20 protein-coding genes are annotated in these 25,298 nt (G+C 32.0%); 7 read left to right on the top strand and 13 right to left on the bottom strand.

The window, feature by feature from the left end; translation table 11 throughout:
* Positions 1-178: 178 nt before the first annotated feature.
* The 3 genes from thrC to HA143_RS09685 are packed head-to-tail and all read right to left on the bottom strand — an operon-like array spanning position 179 to position 3,719.
* The gene (gene thrC, locus HA143_RS09695) at positions 179-1,282 is read right to left on the bottom strand and encodes a threonine synthase (protein ID WP_209086598.1); all 1,104 of its coding nucleotides are present in this window, start codon (positions 1,280-1,282) and stop codon (positions 179-181) included.
* Between the two features lie 6 nt (positions 1,283-1,288).
* Entirely contained in the window at positions 1,289-1,861 is a 573-nt protein-coding gene (locus HA143_RS09690) for an alpha/beta hydrolase (RefSeq protein WP_209086595.1), read from the bottom strand.
* A gap of 1 nt (position 1,862) precedes the next feature.
* Complete coding sequence (locus HA143_RS09685) at positions 1,863-3,719, bottom strand: ABC1 kinase family protein (protein ID WP_209086592.1); 1,857 nt, start codon at positions 3,717-3,719, stop codon at positions 1,863-1,865.
* Between the two features lie 68 nt (positions 3,720-3,787).
* Between HA143_RS09685 and HA143_RS09680 the strand changes: the two genes are divergently transcribed.
* The 3 genes from HA143_RS09680 to HA143_RS09670 all read left to right on the top strand — a co-directional run bounded on the left by HA143_RS09680 (position 3,788) and on the right by HA143_RS09670 (position 10,037).
* Positions 3,788-5,467, top strand: a complete 1,680-nt coding sequence (locus HA143_RS09680; RefSeq protein ID WP_209086589.1) for an AAA family ATPase — start codon at positions 3,788-3,790, stop codon at positions 5,465-5,467.
* A gap of 55 nt (positions 5,468-5,522) precedes the next feature.
* Positions 5,523-8,426, top strand: a complete 2,904-nt coding sequence (gene uvrA / locus HA143_RS09675; protein WP_209086586.1) for an excinuclease ABC subunit UvrA — start codon at positions 5,523-5,525, stop codon at positions 8,424-8,426.
* A gap of 201 nt (positions 8,427-8,627) precedes the next feature.
* On the top strand, positions 8,628-10,037 hold the full coding sequence (locus HA143_RS09670; RefSeq protein WP_209086583.1) for a glycosyltransferase: 1,410 nt from the start codon (positions 8,628-8,630) through the stop codon (positions 10,035-10,037).
* Here the strand turns inward: HA143_RS09670 and HA143_RS09665 are convergent.
* The 3 genes from HA143_RS09665 to HA143_RS09655 are packed head-to-tail and all read right to left on the bottom strand — an operon-like array spanning position 9,971 to position 11,565.
* Positions 9,971-10,216, bottom strand: coding sequence for a hypothetical protein (locus HA143_RS09665; RefSeq protein ID WP_209086580.1), 246 nt, complete (start codon positions 10,214-10,216; stop codon positions 9,971-9,973). The genes HA143_RS09670 and HA143_RS09665 overlap by 67 nt on opposite strands.
* Before the next feature lie 10 nt (positions 10,217-10,226).
* Positions 10,227-11,303 carry a phospho-N-acetylmuramoyl-pentapeptide-transferase gene (gene mraY / locus HA143_RS09660; RefSeq protein ID WP_209086576.1) on the bottom strand — a complete coding sequence of 359 codons (1,077 nt, stop codon included), beginning with the start codon at positions 11,301-11,303 and terminating at the stop codon, positions 10,227-10,229.
* Positions 11,287-11,565, bottom strand: a complete 279-nt coding sequence (locus tag HA143_RS09655; protein WP_209086573.1) for a DUF3134 family protein — start codon at positions 11,563-11,565, stop codon at positions 11,287-11,289. The genes mraY and HA143_RS09655 overlap by 17 nt, the downstream gene beginning before the upstream one ends.
* A gap of 284 nt (positions 11,566-11,849) precedes the next feature.
* On the opposite strand from HA143_RS09655, the gene HA143_RS09650 reads away from it, so the two are divergent.
* Positions 11,850-13,064 (top strand): argininosuccinate synthase, encoded by a 1,215-nt coding sequence (locus tag HA143_RS09650; protein WP_209086570.1) that lies wholly within the window; start codon positions 11,850-11,852, stop codon positions 13,062-13,064.
* A 3-nt stretch (positions 13,065-13,067) separates the two neighbouring features.
* Here the strand turns inward: HA143_RS09650 and rpsF are convergent, their stop codons facing one another.
* Positions 13,068-13,529: a 30S ribosomal protein S6 gene (rpsF, locus tag HA143_RS09645; protein ID WP_209086568.1), complete on the bottom strand. Its 462-nt coding sequence runs from the start codon at positions 13,527-13,529 to the stop codon at positions 13,068-13,070.
* 105 nt (positions 13,530-13,634) lie between these two features.
* The gene (locus HA143_RS09640) at positions 13,635-14,495 is read right to left on the bottom strand and encodes a shikimate dehydrogenase (RefSeq protein WP_209086566.1); all 861 of its coding nucleotides are present in this window, start codon (positions 14,493-14,495) and stop codon (positions 13,635-13,637) included.
* Positions 14,496-14,612: 117 nt separating this feature from the next.
* Between HA143_RS09640 and dnaK the strand changes: the two genes are divergently transcribed.
* Entirely contained in the window at positions 14,613-16,520 is a 1,908-nt protein-coding gene (gene dnaK, locus HA143_RS09635) for a molecular chaperone DnaK (protein WP_209086659.1), read from the top strand.
* On the opposite strand, the gene HA143_RS09630 is transcribed toward dnaK, so the two are convergent.
* On the bottom strand, positions 16,517-17,599 hold the full coding sequence (locus HA143_RS09630; protein ID WP_209086564.1) for an FAD-dependent oxidoreductase: 1,083 nt from the start codon (positions 17,597-17,599) through the stop codon (positions 16,517-16,519). The two genes, dnaK and HA143_RS09630, sit on opposite strands and share 4 nt — an antisense overlap.
* 48 nt (positions 17,600-17,647) lie before the next feature.
* Between HA143_RS09630 and purU the strand changes: the two genes are divergently transcribed.
* Entirely contained in the window at positions 17,648-18,502 is an 855-nt protein-coding gene (gene purU, locus HA143_RS09625) for a formyltetrahydrofolate deformylase (protein WP_209086562.1), read from the top strand.
* A gap of 10 nt (positions 18,503-18,512) precedes the next feature.
* On the opposite strand, the gene HA143_RS09620 is transcribed toward purU, so the two are convergent.
* Positions 18,513-19,871: a ClC family H(+)/Cl(-) exchange transporter gene (locus tag HA143_RS09620; RefSeq protein ID WP_209086560.1), complete on the bottom strand. Its 1,359-nt coding sequence runs from the start codon at positions 19,869-19,871 to the stop codon at positions 18,513-18,515.
* A 9-nt stretch (positions 19,872-19,880) separates the two neighbouring features.
* The gene (gene acnB, locus HA143_RS09615; RefSeq protein ID WP_209086558.1) at positions 19,881-22,454 is read right to left on the bottom strand and encodes a bifunctional aconitate hydratase 2/2-methylisocitrate dehydratase; all 2,574 of its coding nucleotides are present in this window, start codon (positions 22,452-22,454) and stop codon (positions 19,881-19,883) included.
* A 97-nt stretch (positions 22,455-22,551) separates the two neighbouring features.
* Between acnB and HA143_RS09610 the strand changes: the two genes are divergently transcribed.
* Positions 22,552-23,619 (top strand): 3-deoxy-7-phosphoheptulonate synthase, encoded by a 1,068-nt coding sequence (locus tag HA143_RS09610; protein WP_209086555.1) that lies wholly within the window; start codon positions 22,552-22,554, stop codon positions 23,617-23,619.
* On the opposite strand, the gene HA143_RS09605 is transcribed toward HA143_RS09610, so the two are convergent.
* Both HA143_RS09605 and HA143_RS09600 read right to left on the bottom strand, forming a co-directional pair.
* The gene (locus HA143_RS09605; RefSeq protein WP_209086552.1) at positions 23,612-24,253 is read right to left on the bottom strand and encodes a diacylglycerol/polyprenol kinase family protein; all 642 of its coding nucleotides are present in this window, start codon (positions 24,251-24,253) and stop codon (positions 23,612-23,614) included. The two genes, HA143_RS09610 and HA143_RS09605, sit on opposite strands and share 8 nt — an antisense overlap.
* Positions 24,254-24,258: 5 nt before the next feature.
* Positions 24,259-25,278, bottom strand: coding sequence for an RpoD/SigA family RNA polymerase sigma factor (locus HA143_RS09600; protein ID WP_209086549.1), 1,020 nt, complete (start codon positions 25,276-25,278; stop codon positions 24,259-24,261).
* Between the last annotated feature and the right edge of the window lie 20 nt (positions 25,279-25,298).

Below are 25,298 nucleotides of genomic sequence, written 5' to 3'. Positions count from 1 at the left end.
TTACTTACTTAGTTTTTTAATATTTAAATAAGTGGAAAAATTTTTCTATTTGTTGAATTAATTTAAATTTTCTGAATAAAGACAAAAATATTCAACAAAGAGAATTATTTTTTATATGTTTTTCAACAGAGAATGTTTATTTTAAATTGATTTCCACAGACACTTATTTTTTTGGATATTAATATCCTAAGATTTTAGTTATATTTTTTAAGGAAGGTTCAATATTTTTTCTAAAAACAGCATTATTGTTTTTAATAGCACAATCAGGGTCTTTCAATCCATTTCCAGTAAGAACACAAACAATAGTTGACTCTTTCTGAATTCTATTTTTATTTTTAATGAGTCCAGCAACTGATGCTGCACTGGCAGGTTCACAAAATACTCCTTCTTTGGCAAGAATCTTATAAGCATTTATTATTTCTTCATCTGTCACTGACTGAAAGTCTCCTTTGCTCTCTTTTTTTACTATTTTTGCCTTTTCTCTATTAACAGGATTACCAATTCTTATTGCTGTTGCAATTGTGTCAGGATCTTTAACTATTATATTTTGCACTAATGGAGCAGAGCCTTGAGCTTGAAACCCCATCATAATTGGTAATTTTAAATTTCTTTTTATTTGTGAATATTCTTGAAACCCCATCCAATAAGCAGTTATATTTCCTGCATTGCCCATTGGAATACAAAGCCAATCAGGCGTAATACCTAAGTCATCAACAATTTCAAAAGCGGCTGTCTTTTGCCCTTGTATTCGATATGGGTTAACAGAATTAACAAGTTCTACCGGATGTTTTGAAGATAAATCTCTAACAATTTCAAGAGCCTTATCAAAGTTTCCATTAATAGATATTATCTCAGCTCCATACATTAAAGCTTGTGCAAGCTTTCCTTGTGCAACGAAACCTTCAGGGATTAAAACATAAGGTTTTAATCCTCCTCTAGAAGCATATGCAGCAGCAGCAGCAGAAGTGTTTCCAGTACTTGCACAAATTACAGCTTCGCGTCCTTCTTCTTTTGCTTTGCTAATTGCCATAGTCATACCTCGATCTTTAAAAGATCCTGTGGGATTTAGACCATCATATTTTAAAAAAACCTTTGTTCCATTTCCAATTAAATTACTAATTGAGTCACTAAAAATTAGTGGTGTATTTCCCTCTTTTAGGGAAATAATAGGGGTTTTTTTTGTAACTGGAAGATATTGTTTGTAAGCTTCGATGAGTCCTGGCCATCTTTTTTTTCTGTAATTTATACGCAATTTATTTTTGATTTTATTTAATAACACCATGGTTGATTAATTCGTTTTAATTTTTTCTAGAGGAGAATTTGTAAAAAAGTCTAATAATTCTGAAATTGATTCTACTTTATTCATAACTTTGCTCAAAGCGTTAACATCTAAAATAACAGTTTTTGTTGGATATCCTTCAAAAAAGTTTATAAGATTTATTTGCCCATTTCCTCTGTTAATACCTTGAATTACACTTGCTCTAAGAGCTAACATACCTGTTCTTTCATCATTTGCTTTGGGCGGGTGGATAATAGATGAAACTCTTCTTAAAATAATATTCCCTATTTCTGAATATACTAATTTGCTTGCAATCGTAATAGGGATTTCAAAATTTTTATTTAATACTGATCTAATTTCTTTATCAGGAGAACCAGTGGCTTTTAAAATTCGTTTTAATTTTTTTGTTGAGTTACCTTTTTCAGCAAATGTTTTTAATGAATCTACTTTAATTGTTCTAGAAAATATGCTGTATATAATTTTAATTTCTTCAGCAGAATTAGCTTTTGAAACATTAAAAACTAATTGAGAACTTATTAAAATAAAAAATATTTTTATTATTAAAAATTTCCTAAATTTCATTTTAGATATTTGTACCAGCTGCGATCTTTACAAGTCTAACCATTCCTTTTTCTGTAACTTTTTTTGCAATTTTTATACCCATTTCTTTTGTATAAGGTTCATTTATAAGGCGAGGAATTCTTTTTAGAAAAATGTCAATTGAATACCCAGGTATTTTTTGTAAAATCTCTAAAAAGTTTTTCAATGGCTCAATATACATTATAAGGTCACTCAAGTTATTATTTTCGTTAGTAGTATTTAATTTAATTGATTGTGGAAGATAATTATTTAAACTTTTCAATATTTTTAGACTAAGTAAATCTATCTGATTTGTTAAACTTTCAATTATTTCATCTCTAAGAAAACCTCCTTTTCGAGAAAAGAGAAGATTTATAACTTCGTCTAAAAGTTTTTCTAAATCGAGATTTGTTTGCTTTGCAGCGTTAGAAAGTAGATCTTCTAAACGGTCCCATTTAAATTTTTTATTATCAAAAAGCATTTCTTTAAGGCTTTCCCTTAATTGTGGATCAGGGTCCTCCATCAATCTTCTTGCAAAATATGGATAAGCAGCGCCTAATATTTTGAAGTTTGGATCTACGCTTAAAGCTATTCCTTCTAATGTAAGTAATGACCTAATTATAAGTGCATAATATGGGGGAAGTCTGAAAGGGAATTTATACATGACACCGGACATATCGTCTGTGACGCTTTTAAAATCCATTTTCGAAACCCCTTGTTCAACGGCGTTAATGAAAACATCTTGAAATGCTGGAACAATGGGTTCTAGATTAACTTCTTCTGATAAAAATCCTAATTTTACGAAATCTTGAGATAATTTATCGAAGTTTTTATTTACTAAGTGAACTACTGCTTGAATTAATCCTGACCTAGATTCTCTGGAAACTTCGCTCATCATTCCAAAATCTAGATAACATAATCTTCCATCTTCTAAGGCTAATAAATTGCCTGGATGCGGGTCTGCATGAAAAAAACCATGTTCTAAAAGCTGTTCTAAACTGCATTGCACTCCTATATCAATCATATCATCAGGATTAATTCCTAATTTTTTTACATCCTCTAAATTTGTTAATTTTGTACCGTCTATCCATTCCATTGCTAAAACTCTTCTTGAAGTTATTTCTTTATAAATTTTTGGTACGGCAATCATCTTGTTATGTTTATGCATATCTCTAAATTTTTCTGCATTTGCAGCTTCGTTTAGATAATCCATTTCTTCAAAAACTCTCTTACCTAATTCATCAATCAAAGCAACTAGATCACTTCTTATCAATCCGATATTGTTTTTTAGCCAATAAGCAATATTCCTTACAATGTAAAGATCTAAGGTTATTTGTTCTCTTAAACCTGGCCGTTGTACTTTTATTGCAACGATCTCTTCATTTTTTAATTTAGCTTTATGCACTTGACCTAAAGAAGCAGCAGAAATTGGCTCTTTATCAATTTCTAAAAAAATCTCATCTATTTTGTTTCCTAAATCTTCTTCTATTAACTCCATAGCTTTATCTCCATCAAAACCAGGAAGCTGATCTTGCAATTCAGATAATTCTTCTAGAAGAATACCTGGGATTATATCTGGTCTTGTTGATAAAGCTTGGCCTGCTTTAACAAATGCAGGTCCAAGTTCTACTAACAAATTTGTTAATTCTCTTGCTCTAAATCTTGCTTGCTGTTCATTTTTCAGTCTTCCAGTTAATTTATCCCATCCAACGGAAAAGATGTAAGCAAAAATAGGTAGGAGTGTTTGCCAAAGTCTTTTTAAAAGTCTTTTAGGGTTTTTTTTGTAAATTTTAGAAATTGTATCTGGATCATAATTTAAGAGTCCAGATACCTCAATAAAATCAGTAAAGTCTTCTTTCATAACTTTATATATTTAAAACCTTTATTTTTCTAAAAAAGAAGTTAATTTTTTTATATGGAAGATTTATCATGTTAATACAACTAAAAATAGAAAATATTGCCTTAATAGAAATTATAGAAATTAATTTCGAAAAAGGTTTGAATATCATAACTGGGGATTCAGGTTCAGGAAAATCATTAATTTTGGATTCCCTAAATGCTCTATTTGGTGGAACTAATATACCTCTAAAACATTTAATACGTCCAGGAAAAGATTTTTGCGTTATTGAGGCGATATTTTCTTCTTCTTTTCAAATTAATAATTGGTTAATTAGTAATGGTTTTGAAATAACTTCTTCAGAACTGAAAATTAAAAGAAAATCCTATAAAAAAAATAATAAAATCTTATCTAAATATAGCCTTAATGATTTACCAATTAATAGACAATTATTAGAAAAACTTGGAGGATTTTTAATAGATTTTGCAGGTCAATCTGACACTTTTATCTTTGACTCTCTAGACAAGAGAAGACTAATTATTGATGACTTATGTTCTAAAGAATTTAGAGATACTAGCGAAAGGATTAAAAGTATATGGAGAGAAAGTGAAAAGTTAACAAGATTATTGAATGAAAAAATAGAATTTTCTAGGAATCAAGAAGAAGAAAATTTGGCAATTAAACTCATGTTGAAGAGTTTAGAAGAAGCTGATTTAAATTCAAGTGAAGAAATTTTAGAACTAGAGTCATTAGAAAATAAACTTGTAAATAATCTTGAAATTAATAATTCAATTAAATCATCATTAGAAAATTTAAATAATTTCAGTCATGATGAACCGTCAGTAACTTCTTTCATAAATCAATCACTAAAGATTTTAAATAAAACAGCCGATTTCGATTTAAAGATTCAACAATTTAGAGAGAAGTTATTCAATATTCATGCTGATGTTGAAGATTTGATTTTTGATCTAAAGTCATATTTGCAAGAAACAGAAAATTATGAATCTAATCTTCCAGAAATACAAAAAAGATTATTCTTTTTAAAAAACTTAGAGAGAACTTTTTCATTGGATCTAACTCAATTAATCGAAAAGCGTGATCAATTAAAGACTTATTTCCAACAAAACGATCAAGATAATGAGATTTGCAGTATTAAATCTCAAATTGAGAATTTACTAAGTAATTTAAATTCTTTATTTGTTATTCAATCTACTGAAAGAAAAAAAATTGCTAAACAATTACAAAATTCAGTAATGTCGATTTTAGGCAATCTAGGTTTAGAAAATGCAAATTTTTCAATTGAATTTACTGTCTGCAATCCTTCTGGCGATGGAATTGACGATATAAATTTTTTGTTTTCTGCTAATCCTGATCAGAAGCTGGCTCCATTATCAAATGTTATTTCTGGCGGAGAAATGTCAAGATTTTTATTAGCTATTAAATCTAGTATTTCTAAAAAACCCAATACTTTCTTTTTAGATGAAATTGATAGTGGTTTAAGTGGTAAATCTTTATTTTCTTTGGTTGAGCTTATAAAAGAAATTTCTAAAAATCAACAAGTCTTATGCATTACACATCAGCCTTTTTTAGCTGCTGCAGGATCAGCGCATTTTAAAGTATATAAAAATGTAATTAATGGAATAACTTATACTTCAATATCAAAATTAACTACAACAAAAGAGAGAAAACATGAATTAATAGAACTGATTGGAGGAGGTTTTGGCGAAGCAAATGATTACGCTTCTAAACTTCTTGTCAGGGCAGCTGCATAAATTAGAAAAAATTCTACTATAATTGTATTTTTTAAATCATTCATTAGATTTAAACATGGCTACAAAAATTGATAATAGCTTTGAAGAAGATAATGCAATTATTATTAGGGGAGCTCGTCAGCATAATTTAAAAAATATAGACCTTTCTCTACCTAGGAATAAATTTATAGTTTTTACTGGTGTGAGTGGAAGTGGTAAAAGTTCTTTAGCCTTCGATACGATTTTTGCTGAAGGTCAAAGAAGATATGTTGAAAGTCTTTCGGCATACGCAAGGCAGTTTTTGGGTCAAGTAGATAAACCAGATGTTGACAATATTGAAGGTTTATCTCCTGCTATTTCAATTGATCAAAAATCTACAAGTCATAATCCTCGATCAACAGTTGGAACAGTAACAGAGATACAAGATTATTTAAGATTATTGTTTGGTCGTGCTGGCGAGCCGCATTGTCACCACTGTGGGATTCCAATTGCGCCGCAAACAATTGATGAAATGGTTGATCAAATTCTTCTCTTGCCAGAAGGAACAAGGTATCAATTGTTGGCTCCTGTTGTAAGAGGTAAAAAAGGAACACATACAAAATTAATAAGTGGACTAGCTGCTGAAGGATTTGCTAGAGTAAGAATCAACGGAGAGGTAAGAGAACTTGCTGATAGCATTGAATTAGATAAAAATCAAATTCATAATATTGAGGTAGTAGTTGATAGATTAATTGCAAGAGATGGAATACAAGAAAGATTAAATGATTCTCTACAAACTTGTCTTAAAAGAGGTGATGGCCTAGCAATAGTAGAAGTTGTTCCAAAAAAAGGAGAAAACTTACCTTCTAACTTAGAGAGAGAAAAACTTTACTCAGAAAATTATGCATGTCCTGTGCATGGCTCTATTGTTGAAGAACTTTCTCCTAGATTATTTTCTTTTAATAGCCCATATGGGGCGTGTCCAGATTGTCATGGGATTGGTTATTTAAAAAAATTTACTGCTGATAGAGTTATACCTGATAAAACATTGCCTGTTTATGCTGCAATAGCTCCTTGGAGTGAAAAAGATAATACTTATTACTTCTCTTTACTTTATTCTGTAGGACAAGCTTATGGTTTTGAATTAAAAACTCCTTGGAAAGATTTAAGTGATTTGCAAAAAAAAGTTTTACTTTTGGGATCAGATAAACCAATATTAATTCAAGCTGATAGTCGCTTTAAAACTTCAAGTGGTTTTGAAAGACCTTTTGAGGGAATTTTGCCAATATTAGAAAGGCAATTGAATGAAGCCAATGGAGAATCAGTAAAACAAAAATTAGAAAAGTATTTAGAATTGGTTCCCTGCAAGACATGCTCTGGAAAAAGATTAAGGCCTGAGGCTTTGGCCGTTAAACTTGGTCCATATAATATTACTGACTTAACTTCTATAAGTGTTTCTGACACTCTAACTAAGATAGAGCTCATAATGGGATTAGGTAAGACCAAGAAGGAAAATATATCTTTATCACAAAAACAAAAGCAGATAGGTGAATTGGTTTTAAAAGAGATTCGTTTACGTTTGAAGTTTTTAATTAATGTAGGTTTAGATTATTTAACTTTAGATAGGCCAGCCATGACTTTGTCTGGCGGAGAAGCACAGCGTATTAGATTGGCTACGCAAATAGGTGCAGGTCTTACTGGTGTTCTATATGTACTAGATGAACCAAGTATTGGTTTACATCAGAGAGATAATGACAGATTATTAGAAACTTTAAAAAGCCTAAGAGATCTTGGAAACACTTTAGTTGTTGTTGAACATGATGAAGATACTATGAAATCCGCAGATTATCTAGTAGATATTGGTCCAGGAGCGGGTGTTTATGGTGGTGAAATAATTGCTAAGGGATCATATCAAGATGTTGTGAAATCAGATAGGTCATTAACTGGTGCTTATCTTAGTGGTAGGAAATCGATTCCTACCCCAAAAGAACGTAGATCATCTGTTAAAAAAAGTTTAATTTTAAATAACTGTTCAAAAAATAATTTAAAGAATATATCAGTAGAATTTCCACTGGGAAGATTGGTTTCTGTAACTGGTGTTAGCGGTAGTGGGAAAAGTACCTTGATAAATGAATTGCTTCACCCTGCTTTGTGTCATTCTCTAGGATTAAAAGTTCCTTTTCCGCAAGGGGTAAAAGAGTTGAAAGGCATAAAGGCAATTGATAAGGTTATCGTTATTGATCAATCTCCAATAGGAAGAACACCAAGATCAAACCCTGCCACCTATACAGGTGCTTTTGATCCTATAAGGCAGATATTTACTGCCACAGTGGAAGCAAAAGCAAGGGGTTATCAAGCTGGCCAATTTAGTTTTAATGTGAAAGGAGGTAGATGCGAAGCGTGTAAAGGCCAGGGAGTCAATGTTATCGAAATGAATTTTTTACCTGATGTTTATGTTCAATGTGAAGTATGCAAAGGAGCTCGATTTAATAGAGAAACTCTTCAAGTTAAATACAAAGGTTTCAATATATCTGATGTTTTAGAGATGACTGTTGAACAAGCTGCAGAAACTTTTTCTGCTATACCTCAAGCTGCTGATAGATTATCTACATTGGTAGATGTCGGCTTAGGATATGTCAAATTAGGTCAACCAGCGCCTACATTATCAGGCGGAGAGGCTCAAAGAGTTAAGTTGGCAACAGAATTATCCAAAAGAGCTACTGGAAAAACTCTATATTTGATTGATGAACCAACTACAGGTTTAAGTTTTTATGATGTTCATAAATTAATGGATGTGATACAACGTTTGGTAGATAAAGGTAATACTGTAATTGTTATTGAACATAATTTAGATGTAATTAGATGCTCGGATTGGATTATTGATTTAGGACCCGATGGAGGTGATAAAGGCGGCGAAATTATTGCAGAAGGTATTCCTGAGGATGTAGCTAAACATCCCACTAGCCATACAGCAAAATATCTTAAAAAAGTTCTCAAATAACAAATCTTTGTTGCATTTCTTTGTATTTTTAATTATCTGAGAAAAGCGATATCCTTTCTCAAGGGTGTATAAACAGCTGCAGTAACTGGTTTTTAAAAACTCTTGAACTTAAAAAAAATTTAAATCATAATGCTTTCTTAAGATTTTCTTGGGGAATTCATCTTATTTGTATTAAAAGCGGTTGATCTGAGGATGTGCTAAATGAGACTTAAATTTTTACATTTACATTTACATGGTCTTATACGCTCTAAAAATCTTGAATTAGGCAGGGATGCAGATACGGGAGGGCAAACACAATATGTTTTAGAGTTAGTTAAAAGTTTGGCTAATACTTCAGAAGTTGACCAAGTAGATTTAGTAACTCGTTTAATCAACGATTCTAAAGTAGACGATGAATATTCTCAAGAAGAAGAATTTGTAGAACCTGGAGTTAGAATTTTAAGATTTCAATTTGGACCTAATAAATATTTAAGAAAGGAATTGCTTTGGCCTTATTTAGATCATTTAACTGAAAGCCTTATCTCTTATTATAAAAAAAATAAAAAGCCTAATTTTATTCATGCACATTATGCAGATGCTGGATATGTAGGAGTTAAACTAAGTAAATCTTTAAACGTTCCACTTATTTTTACTGGTCATTCTTTAGGGAGAGAAAAAAAGAGGAAATTGCTTGATACTGGTTTAAAAACTAATCAAATCGAAAAGCTTTATTCCATAAGTACAAGAATTGAGGCAGAAGAACAAGCTTTAAAGTTCGCAGATATTGTTGTTACAAGCACTAAACAAGAGTCAGTTTATCAATATTCCCAATATTCTTCTTTTTCACCTGACAAAGCAAAAGTGATTCCGCCTGGTGTTGATCATAATAAGTTTCACCATATTCACTCGACAACAGAGACAGCTGAAATTGACAATATAATGAAACCTTTTCTAAAGGATTCTACTAAACCTCCATTATTGACTATTTCTAGAGCTGTACGAAGAAAAAATATTCCTTCTTTGATTGAGGCATACGGAAGATCTGAAAAATTAAAAAGAAAAACTAATTTAATTTTGATTTTGGGTTGTCGAGATAGCACTTCAAAACTGGATCCTCAACAAAAAGAGGTATTCCAAAATATTTTTGAAACGATTGATAAATATAATTTGTATGGAAAGGTAGCTTATCCAAAAAAGCATCTTCCAAGTCAGATACCTTCTTTATATAGGTGGGCTGCTAGCAGAGGGGGTGTATTTGTAAATCCAGCTTTAACAGAGCCTTTTGGTTTAACCCTTCTTGAAGCTTCTTCATGTGGATTGCCAATAATATCAACAAATGATGGAGGTCCAAAAGAAATTCGCTCAAAATGTGAAAATGGACTTCTAGTAGATGTTACTGATATTAATGAGTTTAAAGTCCTTCTTGAAAAAGGAATTTCTAACAATAATCAGTGGAAATTGTGGAGCAGAAATGGAATTGAGGGTGTTAATAGGCACTTTAGTTGGAATACTCATGTACGCAATTATTTATCAATACTCACAGAAGAGCTTGCAAGGTCAAATAATTATTCTTCATCCGATATTAAACAGAGTTGTTTAAAAGGAAGTTCTTCACTTATAAAACCCCATTGATCAAATATTTTAGGATCAGGGTGAAGAATTATTTGATTGTTATAAGTTTTCTTTAGTTTGAAGCCCTTCTTAGATAGTTTTTTCATTAAGTTAGCAGTTTCTTCAAATCTTGATGCCATTGCATCAAGACTTGAGCAGTCACTTGTTAATCCATTATCTTTCCATGTAAAAAAACTCATAACAAATTTTTTAAAGATTGATTTTTAAAACTATACCTAAAATTACAAGTAAAATGTTGATTTTCCAAAAATTTTCAACTATTTTTTGTTCCTTAACTCCTTTAAGTTCAAAATGGTGGTGTAGTGGAGCCATTAAAAATATGCGTTTACCTTTGTGAAATAATTTTTTTGTAATTTTAAAAAAACCTACTTGAATCATTACTGATAATGATTCAACAATAAATATTCCTGAGAAAATAGATAAGGTAAAAACGCTATCGGTTAATAACGCTATAGAACCCAGAATAGCGCCAATACTTAGAGATCCTGTGTCACCCATAAATATTTTTGCAGGATAACTATTGTACTTGATAAATCCTAAGCATATGCCACACATTGAATAACATAGGATACTAAAAACAAAAAGTTCTTGCTTGTCTTTCATTAATATTTCTGTTCCTAATCCATAAAAGACAATCCCACTGCATCCAGCTGCTAATCCATCTAGTCCATCAGTCAAATTTACTGAATTACTTAAGCCAACTAGTACTAAAAAAGAAATTGGCAATATAAAAATACTCATATTTATTCCCCAGGAGTCAGATACTGTTATTAATGGATTTATTAAATTTTTTTCATAGGCTAATAATATAAAAATTATTGAGATAAAACTTTGTATAATAAATTTTTCTTTTGTTTTTAAACCTGTATTTTCTTTGTTTTTAATACTCAAATAATCATCTAAAAACCCTGTAATAAAGAAACCAAAAATAGTCAGTAATAAAAGAAATAATTGTAGAGAACCTAAATTTATAGTTATTATCAAAAGAAAAATTAAAAAAGGGACTATCATAAAGATCCCGCCCATTGTTGGGGTATCACTTTTTTTATAGTGATTAGAAGGACCTTCAGTTCTAATATTTTGAAGTAAATTTAATTTTCTGATTATTTCTAGACCATTCTTTGTTGTATATAAAGATATAAAAAAAAATAGTATGAAAACTCCTATAAGAATAAAATTTTTAAAAAAATAGGAGGTTACTATTAATGAAAAAATAATTAATATTAATAACGATTCAAAGTTAAACTTTTTAATCTTCCCAATCATCTTCTGAAGGGTCTTCTTCAGTCTTATAATCTTCTTTTTCTCCCATCAGCGCTGAAAGTTCTTCTTCTTCTATTGTACTAATCTCTTGTGAATCTCCGTCTTTTTCCGTAACAAGTCTTCCTGTATTTTCAAGCCAAGATAGCAGATCAGGTTCATCTCTTAATGGCAAAACAGGAGCTGGATCATCTCTGAGGTAGCAAGTTAAAGCAGGGTTGACTTCAGAAATATCGTTTAATCTAAGTTTTAGTTTATTTGAGTCCATTAAATGTTATGTTCTATATATAAGATAATACATAATAGTGCACACGAAAAACTTTGTTTGATAAAGCAAATTTAAAATACGTTTTTATCTGGCTAATTTCATTGTTTTTGTCTGGATTATTTAAACTTATTGGTTACTTGAATCCTAATGTTTTAATAATTAATAACTTTCTTATCTTGTTATTAGTTTTTGGCCCAGCTCTTTTAGTTACAATAATATTAGTTTTTAATAAGTTTTCAAATTCTTAATTACGTCAAAAATTTAAATTTATGGAGCAAATTTAGATGCAGCAGGTAAAAAAAGTTGTACTAGCTTATTCTGGCGGGGTAGATACGAGCGTTTGTATTCCATATTTAAAGAATGAATATGGAATTTCAGAAGTGGTTACTTTTGTAGCAGATCTTGGACAAGGCGAGGATTTAGAACTTATTAGGCAAAAAGCTTTAAATTCTGGTGCATCTCAATCAATCGTTGGAAATTTAGTTAATAGTTTTGTTGAGAGATACGCTTTTCCAGCTATTAGAGCAAATGCATTATATTTAGATAAATATCCTTTATCTACAGCTCTTGCAAGGCCTTTAATTGCTGAAAATCTCGTAAATATTGCTCGAGAGCTTAATGCGGATGGAGTAGCTCATGGATGTACTGGTAAAGGCAATGATCAAGTTCGATTTGATTTAGCAATTAATGCTTTAGGCCCTGATTTGAAAATAATTACTCCTGCAAGGGAGTGGAATATGAGTAGGGAGGAGGCAATAGTTTATGGAGAAAAATTTGGTATTCCTGCACCAGTATCAAAAAAATCACCATATTCAATAGACGTTAACTTACTAGGTAGGAGTATTGAAGCGGGGATTTTAGAAGACCCAATGCAAGAAGCACCTGAAGATATATTTGCGATGACATCATCAATTGATAATTCACCCGATTCCCCTCAAGATATAGAAATTGTTTTTAAGAATGGTTTTCCAGTTGGAATTAATGATGAATTTTTAACACCATTAGAGATTATTCAAAAAGCTAATGATCTTGCAGGTAAATATGGTTTTGGAAGAATAGATATGATTGAAGATCGAGTAGTAGGAATTAAAAGTAGAGAGATATATGAAACACCTGGCCTCTTACTTTTAATCAAAGCTCACAAAGAATTAGAGAGTATTACATTAAACCCAGATGTTGTTGACTTTAAAGGAATAGTGGAAAAAAAATGGGGTCAATTAGTCTATCAAGGTTTTTGGTTTGGACCTCTTAAAGATAGTTTAGATGCATTTATTTCATCGACTCAAACTTCAGTTAATGGAAGAGTAAAGATTAGACTTCATAAGGGGAACGCAATAGTAATTGGGAGAATTTCGGAAAATAATTCACTTTACAGGGAAGATTTGGCAACGTATAGCAAAGACGATGTTTTTAATCATTCTCTAGCAGAGGGTTTTATTTATATGTGGGGCATGTCGAATAAAATATGGGCTGAGTTAAATTCAAAAACAAAAGATTAATATTTAAGATTCTGCATTTTTTTTAGTTTCAGTATCATCTTGTCCCGAAGTTGAAGTATTCGCGCTTTCTAGTGGTTGTTTTTCCTTAGATTCAACTTTAGTTTCTTTATTCTCTTTATCATCTCCTTGAGTTGCACTCTTAGTAGAAGGTCTTGGAGTTGGCAAAGGTCCTTCTTGTTTAACGGTCATGTATCTTATAACATCTTCACTAAGTCTCATTGCTTTTTCAATTTTGAAAATATGTTGTCCATCACCTTGATGACTTAGTTGGACGTAAATACCTTCTCTATGTTTTGCTATTTGATAGGCTAATCTTCTTTTACCCCTCATTTGACTATCGAGGATGGTACCGCCAAATTCTTCTAAAAGCTTATTGTAATTGTCAATGTGGTTAGTTACTTCATCTTCCGCAATATCTGGGCGGAGGATGTACATGGTTTCGTAATAAGATTGTTGATCGTTCATAGTTTCAGACAAGGTCTTTGGCTCATAAATTTATGTGATGAGCGTCTGTTCATCTTTAACGATACATCATAATGTGCATTTCCTTGAACATTAGCATCATTTATTTTAAAGATAATTTTTGAGTGCGTCATTCATAATATGAAAAGGTACCTCTAAGCCATTTGTCCAAAATGATAATGATTTCAATCCCTGAGCAACAAGCATTTGCAAACCATCGATAGTCATGCATCCTCTGTTGGCGCTAAATTTCAATAGATGAGTTGGAGCAGGATTATAAATTAAATCATAAACAATTGTTTTTGAGTTAAGAGATCTCCAAAAAGACTCCCCATATGGCAATATATTCATTTCATGTTTAGCTGTTTTCATTCCTACGGGTGTTGTATTTACAATTAAATCTGCTTCTTCAATTAAATTTTGAGCTTGATTATCATTATTTAACAAACCCTGAAGTTCAATTTGATTGTCAAAATTTTTTATCAGTTCATCTAGTGATGGTTTGTTCCGTGATACTACTGAAATTCTTGAAAGATTTAAATTTATTAATCCTTGAATAACAGATCGTGCTGCACCGCCCGAGCCAAGAACAATCGATTTCTTTTTTGTTAAGTTTAATTTTTTTAACGGATAAATAAATCCTTCTACATCAGTATTAGTTGCGCTCCATTCTTTTTCAGTATTTAATTTTAGAGTATTAATTGCTTTCAGTTTCCTTGCAATCGGGGAAATTTCACTACAGAGGTTACATACTTTTTCTTTATGGGGAATTGTAATATTTAAACCTTTGCAATTAATTTTTTTTAAAGAATTCAGAACTAATTCTAGATCTTCATCTTTGCAAGGTATAGCAATATAAATTAAATCGAGGCCTAAATATTGAAGGGCAGCATTTTGCATAATCGGTGACAAGGAATGACTTACTGGATTGCCTATTAATGCAATAAAAGATGTCTTACTTGAAATCATGTTTAGAATTTTTTCCTTAAAAAATAAAGATCTGTTCGGGAACCACACCCCGTCCTTGAGTAACAATAATGACGCCGATGACCGATTATGGAGAATATAAAATACGAGAATTTACCCATGGGGAAGGTTGTAGGAATCGATTTAGGAACAACTAATAGTTGTGTCGCTGTAATGGAAGGTGGTAAACCTACTGTAATAGCAAATGCTGAAGGTTTCAGAACTACTCCATCAGTTGTTGCATATACAAAAAATCAAGATCAGCTTGTTGGACAAATCGCAAAAAGACAAGCGGTTATGAATCCTGAAAATACGTTTTATTCTGCAAAGCGTTTTGTTGGTAGACGAGTAGATGAAGTTAATGAAGAATCCAAAGAAGTTAGTTACTCTGTTGAAAAATCTGGTTCTAGTGTGAAATTAAAGTGTCCTATTTTGGATAAACAGTTTTCTCCTGAAGAGGTCAGTTCTCAAATTTTAAGAAAGTTGGCAGATGATGCGGGTAAATACCTTGGTGAAAAAGTTACGCAGGCTGTTATTACAGTTCCAGCTTATTTTAATGACTCTCAAAGACAGGCTACAAAAGATGCAGGAAAGATCGCAGGTTTAGAAGTTCTCAGAATTGTCAATGAGCCAACTGCAGCAGCTCTAGCATATGGTTTGGATAAAGAAAATGAAAAAATTCTTGTTTTTGATTTAGGGGGAGGAACATTTGACGTTTCAGTTATTGAAGCTGGTGATGGAGTAACTGAAGTTCTCTCTACATCTGGAGATACACATTTAGGTGGTGATGATTTTGATAGATGTATCGTAGATCACTTAGCTAGTACTTTTAAATCAAATGAGGGAATCGACCTTAGACAAGATAAGCAAGCTTTACAAAGATTGACTGAGGCAGCAGAAAAAGCAAAAATTGAGCTTTCAAATGCTACCCAAAGTGAAATAAATTTACCTTTTATTACAGCGACACCTGAAGGGCCAAAGCATTTGGATTTGAACCTCACTAGAGCAAAGTTTGAGGAATTAGCCGCTTCTTTAATTGATAGGTGTAAGACCCCAGTTGAGAGAGCTATAAGCGATGCAAAAATTTCTACTACTGAAATTGATGAGGTTGTAATGGTGGGAGGCTCATCTAGAATACCTGCTGTTTTAGATTTAGTAAAAAAAATAATAGGTAAAGAACCAAATCAAACTGTTAATCCTGATGAGGTAGTAGCTGTTGGAGCTGCAATTCAGGGAGGAGTTCTAGCAGGAGAGGTAAAAGATATATTGTTGCTTGATGTAACTCCACTTTCTTTAGGTGTAGAGACTTTGGGGGGAGTAATGACAAAAATGATAAATCGAAATACTACAGTCCCTACGAAGAAAGCTGAAACATATTCAACTGCTGTTGACGGTCAAACAAATGTAGAAATACATGTTTTACAAGGTGAAAGAGAAATGGCCTCTGATAATAAAAGTTTAGGAACTTTTAGATTGGATGGTATCCCTTCAGCTCCAAGAGGTGTGCCCCAAATTGAAGTTACATTTGATATAGATGCAAATGGTATTCTTAGTGTTACTGCTAAAGACAAGGGAAGTGGTAAAGAGCAAAGTATTTCTATCACTGGTGCTTCCACTCTATCTGATAATGAAGTAGACAAAATGGTAAAAGATGCTGAATCAAATGCATCCGCAGATAAAGAAAAAAGAGAAAAAATTGATTTAAAAAATCAAGCTGAAACACTTGTATATCAGACAGAAAAGCAACTTGGTGAACTGGGAGACAAAATTGATGCTGCAGCAAAGTCCAAGGTTGAAGAAAAAAGTAATGCTTTAAAAGAGGCAACTTCAAAAGAAGATTATGAATCAATGAAAAAACTTCTTGAGGAACTTCAGCAAGAACTTTATGCAGTTGGTTCATCTGTTTATCAGCAACCTGGTAATCAGCCTCCTTCACCAGGCTCAGCGGGAGGACCTGATCAAAATGATTCAAATGAAAAAGGTGGAGATGATGTAATCGATGCAGACTTTACTGAAACAAAAGATTAGGACAGATAATTTTTAATTTCATTGGCAACCCATTTAGAACAAGCAGGAGCAAGTAAAATTCCATTTTTATAAAAACCTGTACATATAATTAATCCATTCTCTAAGTTTTTCATTATTGGTGAAGGCTCCCCATCAGGTTTTGATCTTATTCCGTACCATTTTTTAGAAATTTTACCTTTCGTAAGCCAACTTGGTTGTTTATCGAGAAAATTTGTGAGTTTTTCGAATGTATTCTCTTCTGGCCTAGTACAATATTCGTCAGTTGAACCAATAATGAGCTTATTTTTTGATTTTGGAATTATATTTTTACCATCTATATTGAATTGTTTTGGAAGGGATAATAAATCAACTTCTGCCTCATTTATTTCAACTTCTATAGCTTGGCCTAAAACAGGTTTTAATTTGATGTTGTGAGATAGGTTATCTATTAAATCAACCGCTTTTAGAGAATTACACAAAATAACCATGTCAGACTTGATGCTTTTATTGTTTCTTGTTGTAGAAATCCAATGATTGTTTAATTTTCTTATTTTTATTATTTCTTCTTCTAAAAAATTTATTTTTTTATCTTTTAGATATTTATCTAACGTTTTGAGTAACGACATAGCATTTATTCTTCCATCCTTTAAGGAAATCATTCCTTTTATATTTTTTGTTTGGAAGGCTTTATTTATATTTTGGATAAATATTGAGTCTTTTTCTAGAATTCTTAAGTTTATATCATTATTTTCATAAATAAATTTCTCTAATTTTTTAAACTTTCTTTCATTCGTAGTTAGTTGTATTAATGGTTTTTCGATATTTAATTCATTATTAAATTTTTGCAGGAATGCAATCCATTTTGGCCATAATTCAATGCTTTGCTTCCTGAGATCCCAACTTCTACCTCTTCTTTTTTGATACATATTACCCATTAGTAAGCCTAAAGCTGCATTGCTACTATTTTGGAGTTGAGATGGATCTATTATTGTTATCTGAAAACCTAATTCTGATAATTCTAAGGCGTTAAATTTTCCAATAATTCCTGATCCAATAATAACTAAGTGTATTTTCTGAGAATTTTCTTTTAAGCTTTTCATTGATATATTAGAAATACTTGCTTATTTGACTTAATAGTTAAAGATTTTTTGAAACATCCTTCAATTATATTCAAAATTGTTTGTCCCGATCGTCCTGGTCTTGTAAGTTTACTTACAAGTTGGATTTCAAATTACGGTGGCAACATAAAACATTCTGATCATCACACTGATCAAGATGCGGGTTTGTTTCTTAGTCGAATTGAATGGAATAGTAAAAATGCATCTTTTAATAGAGATGAAATATATAAAGAATTTGAAAAAATTGCAGATGAAGTAAATGGAAAATTTAATGTAAATTATTCTGATGAAATTCCAAATGTTGCTATTTTCGTGAGTAAACAAAATCATTGTTTGATTGATTTACTTTGGCGAGTAAGAAATGGTGAACTCAAAATGAAAGTGCCGTTAATAATTTCAAATCATTCTGATCTTGAAAATATTGCAAATGACTTTAATGCACAATTTGTCCATATTGATACCTTTAATATTGATAAATCTATTGTTGAAGATCAATTTTTAAGTTTACTAAAAGAATATCAAATTGATCTTGTTGTATTAGCAAAATATATGCAAATTTTGAGTGACTCTTTTTTAAAAAAGTTTTCTTCAATAATAAATATTCATCATTCTTTCTTACCTGCATTTAAGGGCGGGCAACCATATCATCGAGCATGGAAGAGAGGTGTTAAATTAATCGGTGCTACAGCTCACTATGTTACTGAAGATCTTGATGAAGGACCGATAATAGAGCAATGTACAGTTAATGTAAGTCATAGGGATGAAGTTGATGATTTGATTAGAAAAGGAAGAGATATTGAAAGAATAGCTCTAGCCAGAGCGGTTAGATTACATCTAAATCATCAAGTTTTTGTTTATAACAGCAAAACTGCTGTTTTTGATTAAAGATAATTTCTTAGTCTTCTAATTCTATTTGTATTTGCCTTTCATAAATTGATTCTTCATTAAAAGCTCTTGCTATCAAGAAACTGGCAATACAGCTGATTAAAACAGGTTTCATTATTAATAAATTCTTTGTTAATGCAAAAGCTAAAAACATAGCTGTTATTGGTGTTCGCGAACATCCTGCTACGAAAGCTCCCATTCCGGCAAAAATGTATGTACTAGGTGCATGTCCTGTTGCAATTTCTACCCAGCTCCCCATTATTAGTCCGATTGACCCTCCTAAAGTAAGCATAGGATAGAACAGTCCTCCAGGAGCTCCAGATGCTGCAGCTAAACCTGTCGTGATAAATAATACTAAAACTGCTAACAAAGCAATTTCAATACTTGTATTTTGCTCAGCTATTATTTTTTGTAATTCATCTAAATTATGAAATGTACTTGGTAAAAAAGAATAGATACTTCCTAAAATAAGTCCACAGATACTCATTTTTAAAACAAATTTATTTTTATACCACTTTTTCCCAAGATTTTGCATTAACAAAACATATCTGCTGTACAATTCTGCAAAGATACCAATAATTATTCCTAGTAAAACTAGGTAAATAAAATCTATAGGTAAGAAAAAAACTGATGGGTCATATTCTTTTTGAATCAAAAATCCGAGGTTAAAATCAAAACCTCCTGCTTTAGGATCTAAACCTAAGGCTTGAATAATATCAGCAGATGAATCTGCAATGAAAGTTGTAATTAATACTAAGAGCAAAATTACTGGTCTAGCAGAGTTTAATAGCTCTTCTATTGCATAAACAAACCCTCCTAATGGAGCGCTAAATACTGCAGCAATTCCAGCTCCACCACCTGCTGCTACGATTACTCTTCTGAAAGCTGTAGGAGCTTTGAGCCATTTAGCCATTTGCCAAGCAACTGATCCTCCCATTTGAACCGATGGACCCTCTGGACCTAAAGGGAATCCACTACCAATAGCGATAATTCCTGATATGAGCTTTACTAATCCTACTTTTATATTCATTGGTACTTTTTTATGCCTTAAGAAACCCATGATTTGACTTACACCTGAACCTTTTGCTGCAGGTGCAAAATTTTTGATCAAATATCCCGCAATTGCTCCTCCTACAGCTCCAAAAATTGGTAATACTGCTATAGATGGGAATTGGTCTAAAAGTGCTAATCTCCAATTATTTATAAAGTAGATTCCAGTTTTAAAAAATATGCTTGTAATTGAAGCTCCTAAGCCTGTTAATAAGAGCGACAATGCAACGACGAGAGATCTTTGTCTTAATAATTTTTTGATGCTACGAGATGAATTATTACTGGTTTTTTGAATATTTTCTTTTATAAGGTTTGGCATAATTCATGATCACTTTGACAAACTGAAATTGTATATTTCATCAAATTGAAGATAACGATAAAGTTCATCTGAATATGGATTAATTTTATTTTTAGTAATATCCTGATATTCTTCTATTTCAGGAATTTTTCCAAGCAGTGCGCAAACTGCTGCTAATTCAGCACTCCCTAAAAATACTTGCGCATTTTTCCCAAGTCTATTGTCAAAATTTCTTGTACTAGTAGAGAATACTACAGATCCTTCATCTACTCTGGCTTGATTTCCCATACATAAAGAACAGCCTGGTAACTCTAATCTTGCACCACAACTTTCAAATATTTTATAGTAACCTTCAGCTTTTAGAGTTTCTTCATCCATTTTTGTAGGTGGACAAATCCATAATTTAGCTTTTAAATTTTGTACACCTTCAAGAACTTTCGCAGCTGCTCTGTAATGACCAATATTTGTCATGCAAGAACCTATAAAAACCTCGTCAATATTTGTATTTGCAACTTCATTGATTTCCTTTACGTTATCTGGATCGTTAGGGCAAGCAACTATAGGTTGTGTTACTTTTGCTAAATCAATTTCAATGATTTCTTCATACTGAGCGTTTGTATCTGGTTGGATTAATGATGGTTTTTGTAACCAATTTTTCATATCATTTATTCTTCTAGAAATTGATTTTGAGTCTTCATAATTGCTTTCAATCATTTTTTCTAGCAGGCATATATTGCTTCTTAAGTATTCTTGAACAGTTTCTTGGGATAAAAGTATTGTGCTACCAGCGCACGAGCGTTCTGCAGTAGCATCAGTGAGTTCAAAAGCTTGTTCAAGTTTTAGGTTTGGTAATCCCTCAATTTCCATAATTTTCCCGTTAAATATATTTTTCTTATTTGCTTTCTCAACAGTTAAGAGTCCTTTTTTAATTGCGAAGAGAGGGATTGCATTGACTAAATCTCTAAGAGTGATTCCTGGTAATAATTCTCCCTGAAATTTAACCAGCACAGATGCCGGCATATTTAATGGCATTGATCCTATTGCGGCGGCAAAGGCAACAATGCCCGAGCCTCCAGGAAATGAAATGCCCAGAGGAAATCTTGTATGACTATCTCCACCTGTGCCAACAGTATCAGGGAGAAGCATTCTGTTAAGCCAGCTATGAATTATTCCGTCTCCAGGCTTAAGAGCTACTCCACCTCTTTGAGATATAAAATCAGGTAATTCTTTATGTGTAACTAGATCTATTGGTTTAGGATATGCAGCTGTATGACAAAAACTTTGCATGACTAAATCTGCAGTGAATCCTAAACAAGCTAGTTCTTTTAGTTCATCTCTAGTCATTGGCCCAGTAGTATCTTGACTGCCAACTGTGGTCATAATTGGTTCACAGGTCGTTCCTGGCCTAACTCCCTCTAAGCCGCATGCTTTGCCTACTATTTTTTGAGCTTGAGTAAAGCCGGCATTACTTTCGGTTGGATTTTGTGGTCGGATAAATATTTCACTCGGTTTATAATCTAATTTGTTTCTAATTTTGTCGGTAAGAGATCTTCCAATCATAAGATTAATTCTGCCACCAGCTTGAATTTCATCAGTAAGAGTTGATGGATACAAGTCGAATTTGCTTATTAATTCTTCTGTATTTGAATCTTTTTCAATTTTTTTAATAATGCCTTCATAAGGATATATTTTAATAACATCTCCTGTTTTCATATGAGATACGTCAGCTTCTATAGGTAAAGCTCCTGAATCTTGTGCGGTATTAAAGAAAATAGGGGCTATTTTGCCACCAATTACTATTCCACCTGTTTTTTTGTTTGGAACAAAGGGGAGAGCTTCGCCTATATGCCAAATGAGTGAATTAATGGCAGATTTTCTAGAACTTCCTGTTCCGACAACATCACCAACATAAGCTATTGGTAAATTGTGTTTTTTTAAATTTTCTAGAATCTTTAGTCCATCTGGTTTTTTAAATTCCAACATAGCCAATGCATGCATTGGTATATCGGGGCGTGTTGTTGCATGCACTGCTGGAGATAAGTCATCTGTGTTTGTCTCCCCATCAACTTTAAACACTAAACACGTAATTTCTTTCTCTAGAACTTTTTTATTTTTGAACCATTCTGCATTTGCCCAACTGTTTACAACCTCTTTTGCATAAATATTCTTATGAGATAATTCATAAATTTCATTAGCTGAGTCATAAACAAGAATAATATTTTTTAAAACAACTGCTGCTTTTTTAGCTAGTAAACTATTTTCTCCTTTAAGTATCTCAACCAAAGAATTTACATTATATCCACCTATCATTGTTCCTAATATTTCAATTGCTTTTTCAGCGTTTATTGATTTGCAATATTTTTCGGCATTAACAATAGCTGTAAGCCAGCTTGCTTTTACATAAGCAGCCTCATCAACTCCTGGTGGTACTCTATTTATTAGTAAATCAAGTAAATAGGATGAATCGTAATTACTATCTTGTTCCAATAATTTTGTAACGCAATTTGTTTGCTCAGCATTTAAAGGTAAAGGAGGTATTCCTTTAGCTGCTCTTTCAGATACGTGATCTGCATAATCTTTTAGCAATGTTTCCAAATTCTTCATTTGTAAGGTTTAATGCCTAATCTATTGTTATTTTTAATATTGAAAAGGAGAGTATTCATAAATGCTTTTTTAAATATTCAAACTTCTTAATTTATCAATGATGGCATCATCAAATAATTCAGCTTTAGAAAAGACATCTGATTTACATGTTGTTGAAACACGTCCATTAATACCGCCAAGTAGATTACATAATGATATACCTTTAGATCACACCTCTGCTAATACAGTATCTAAAACAAGACGATCGATACAAAATATTTTGCATCATAATGAACAGAAGCTTTTAGTTATTGTTGGTCCATGTTCAATTCATGATCTAGAAGCGGCAAAGGAATATTCAAAATATATTAAACACTTTCGAGAAATTTATAAAGATAAATTAGAAATAATTATGAGAGTATATTTTGAGAAACCAAGAACAACTATTGGTTGGAAGGGACTTATAAATGATCCCCATCTAGATGATTCTTATGATATTAATACTGGTTTACGAAGGGCTAGAAGTTTGCTGTCATATCTAGCAACTAATGGAATACCATCTGCTACAGAATTACTAGATCCAATTGTGCCTCAATATATTGCCGATTTGATAAGTTGGACAGCCATAGGCGCGAGGACTACTGAAAGTCAAACTCATAGGGAAATGGCATCAGGATTATCAATGCCTATAGGCTTTAAAAATGGAACTGATGGTTCTTTTGCTACTGCAATAAATGCAATGCAGTCAGCTTCAAAATCGCATCATTTCTTAGGTGTAAATTCCAATGGAATGGCTTCTATTGTCAATACTACAGGAAATCCAGATGGTCATGTAGTGTTGAGAGGTGGCTCAAAAGGCCCAAATTTTGAAAGTAAACATGTTCAAAGAATTTCAGCGGAATTAAAGCAATGTAATCTGCCTCATAAAGTGATGATTGATTGTAGTCATGGAAATTCTAATAAAGACTTTCGAAAACAGTCTGAAGTGCTAAAAAACATAGCTTCTCAAATTATTAATGGTGAACAAAATATTTTAGGGGTTATGCTTGAAAGTCATTTGAAGGAAGGGAATCAAAAACTCTTAAAAAAAGAGGATCTTGAGTTTGGCAGAAGCATTACAGATGCATGCATAGATATAGAAACAACAAAAGAATTACTGGCTATTTTGTATAGTTCAGTTAGTTAGTTATAACAAAATTAAACAATAATGCTGATGAGATTGGGACAATAAAATTATCTATTCCTAAAACACTAAATTGTTCAAGAACAGTGGCAAAAAAAGCTATTGTAAAATAATTTAAAGTAAAACTATTTTGTTGGGCATATCCTATTGAGTAAACTACTATCAAGCTTATTAAAAACATTGTTATAGTACCTAATAAAGATTTTTTTTGTTTAAAAAAAATCCAACTCTTTGAGTTAAAGCTTTTTCCTATTAAACCAGCTAATCCATCGCCAAAAGTCATTATAAAAAATCCAGTAATTAATGCATATGGATCTTTATCCCAGAAAAAACAAATTAAAATAAATAAACTTAGACAATAAAATAATGTTCCATAACTCTTTCTCTCAACATCTTCAATTGTGGGAAATAATTTATAGGTGTAATTGATTAAAACTATTAATGAAACAATTCCTGTAAAAATTAGAGCTGAATTTTGATCAATTTTTAAAAATTGTGCAAGTGGTATTAAAGGTCCTATTCCAATATGTATTATTTTTCTGACAATTTCTCTGCTTTCTTCATTATATTTTTTAAAAACTATTGATATTAAAAAAATTGAAAATAAATATAATAAAATTATCGTAAATTTTATCAATTTGATTAAGCTGCTTTTTGATGATTTGTCATTACTCTAAGTTTTAATATTGCTTTAGCTTCTAGTTGCCTTACTCTTTCTCGTGAAACATTAATTTGTCTTCCTATTTCTGCGAGTGTTAATGGCTCTTCACCATCTAGGCCAAATCTTAGCTTCATGATTTTTTGTTCTCTTTCATTTAATTGCGAAAGCCAAGTTCCTAAATGTTCTTTTTGAATAGTTCTATCCATTCCTTCCATAGGCTCCTCACAGTTTGGATCTGGTATAAGTTCTCCTAGAGTGCTGCGGTCTTCTTCGCCTCTTGCATGCGCATCGAGTGAGGCACAAGGAGCACTTTGAGAAATTAAATCTTCTAAATCTTTTTGATCAATTCCCATCTCACTTGCCATTTCTAATCTGGTAGGTTGTCTACCAAATTTATGTGACAATTCTCTAGAGACTCTTCTCATTTTCGATAGTTTTTCACTTATGTGAATAGGCAAACGGATTGTTCTTGCACTGTTATCAATAGCTCGTGTCATTCCTTGCCTAATCCACCAGTAAGCATAAGTTGAGAATTTATATCCCATCGCAGGATCAAATTTATCTACAGCTCTTTCTAGACCAATAGCTCCTTCTTGGACGAGGTCTAATAATTCAAGCCCTTGGTTTTGGTATTTTTTTGCAACGGAGACAACTAGTCTTAGATTAGCTGCCATCATTCTATCTCTGGCTCTTTTGCCAATCTTAATTTGGTAAAGATTGCGTTGAGTTCTATCAGTTTCAGGAATTTGTAGCAATTTTTTCATATTCTGAACATGATGCGCTAACTCTATTTCCTCTGCTGGAGTTAGAAGAGGTACTCTACCAATGCTACTTAAGTAATAACCAATAGAATCTGAAGCAAGTCTTCCAGATTTTTTTTGACTTTGTTTTGAAGTTAGACTGGATTTTGTTTTGCGAGATTTACCCGCAGTGTTTGGTAATCTTGGCTCATCAAAATTATGATCTGAAGAGCTCTTTGCAGATTCCAGAGGGATCCCCATCACCCTGGCCTCCTAAATAA

This window comes from Prochlorococcus marinus CUG1415 (assembly GCF_017696015.1).
Classification (GTDB): Bacteria; Cyanobacteriota; Cyanobacteriia; order PCC-6307; family Cyanobiaceae; genus Prochlorococcus_A; species Prochlorococcus_A marinus_AE.
The sequence above is the reverse complement of the archived record's forward strand: the minus strand, read 5'-3'. Positions and strand labels throughout refer to the sequence as shown.

Coding starts and splice junctions, on each gene's coding strand:
- HA143_RS09620 (WP_209086560.1), bottom strand. CDS start 19,871: ATGCCAAACCTTATAAAAGAAAATATTCAAAAAACCAGTAATAATTCA.
- acnB (WP_209086558.1), bottom strand. CDS start 22,454: ATGAAGAATTTGGAAACATTGCTAAAAGATTATGCAGATCACGTATCT.
- HA143_RS09690 (WP_209086595.1), bottom strand. CDS start 1,861: ATGAAATTTAGGAAATTTTTAATAATAAAAATATTTTTTATTTTAATA.
- uvrA (WP_209086586.1), top strand. CDS start 5,523: ATGGCTACAAAAATTGATAATAGCTTTGAAGAAGATAATGCAATTATT.
- HA143_RS09650 (WP_209086570.1), top strand. CDS start 11,850: ATGCAGCAGGTAAAAAAAGTTGTACTAGCTTATTCTGGCGGGGTAGAT.
- mraY (WP_209086576.1), bottom strand. CDS start 11,303: ATGATTGGGAAGATTAAAAAGTTTAACTTTGAATCGTTATTAATATTA.
- HA143_RS09630 (WP_209086564.1), bottom strand. CDS start 17,599: ATGAAAAGCTTAAAAGAAAATTCTCAGAAAATACACTTAGTTATTATT.
- rpsF (WP_209086568.1), bottom strand. CDS start 13,529: ATGAACGATCAACAATCTTATTACGAAACCATGTACATCCTCCGCCCA.
- HA143_RS09670 (WP_209086583.1), top strand. CDS start 8,628: ATGAGACTTAAATTTTTACATTTACATTTACATGGTCTTATACGCTCT.
- HA143_RS09610 (WP_209086555.1), top strand. CDS start 22,552: ATGATGGCATCATCAAATAATTCAGCTTTAGAAAAGACATCTGATTTA.
- thrC (WP_209086598.1), bottom strand. CDS start 1,282: ATGGTGTTATTAAATAAAATCAAAAATAAATTGCGTATAAATTACAGA.
- HA143_RS09640 (WP_209086566.1), bottom strand. CDS start 14,495: ATGATTTCAAGTAAGACATCTTTTATTGCATTAATAGGCAATCCAGTA.
- HA143_RS09685 (WP_209086592.1), bottom strand. CDS start 3,719: ATGAAAGAAGACTTTACTGATTTTATTGAGGTATCTGGACTCTTAAAT.
- HA143_RS09680 (WP_209086589.1), top strand. CDS start 3,788: ATGTTAATACAACTAAAAATAGAAAATATTGCCTTAATAGAAATTATA.
- HA143_RS09655 (WP_209086573.1), bottom strand. CDS start 11,565: ATGGACTCAAATAAACTAAAACTTAGATTAAACGATATTTCTGAAGTC.
- HA143_RS09600 (WP_209086549.1), bottom strand. CDS start 25,278: ATGGGGATCCCTCTGGAATCTGCAAAGAGCTCTTCAGATCATAATTTT.
- HA143_RS09665 (WP_209086580.1), bottom strand. CDS start 10,216: ATGAGTTTTTTTACATGGAAAGATAATGGATTAACAAGTGACTGCTCA.
- dnaK (WP_209086659.1), top strand. CDS start 14,613: ATGGGGAAGGTTGTAGGAATCGATTTAGGAACAACTAATAGTTGTGTC.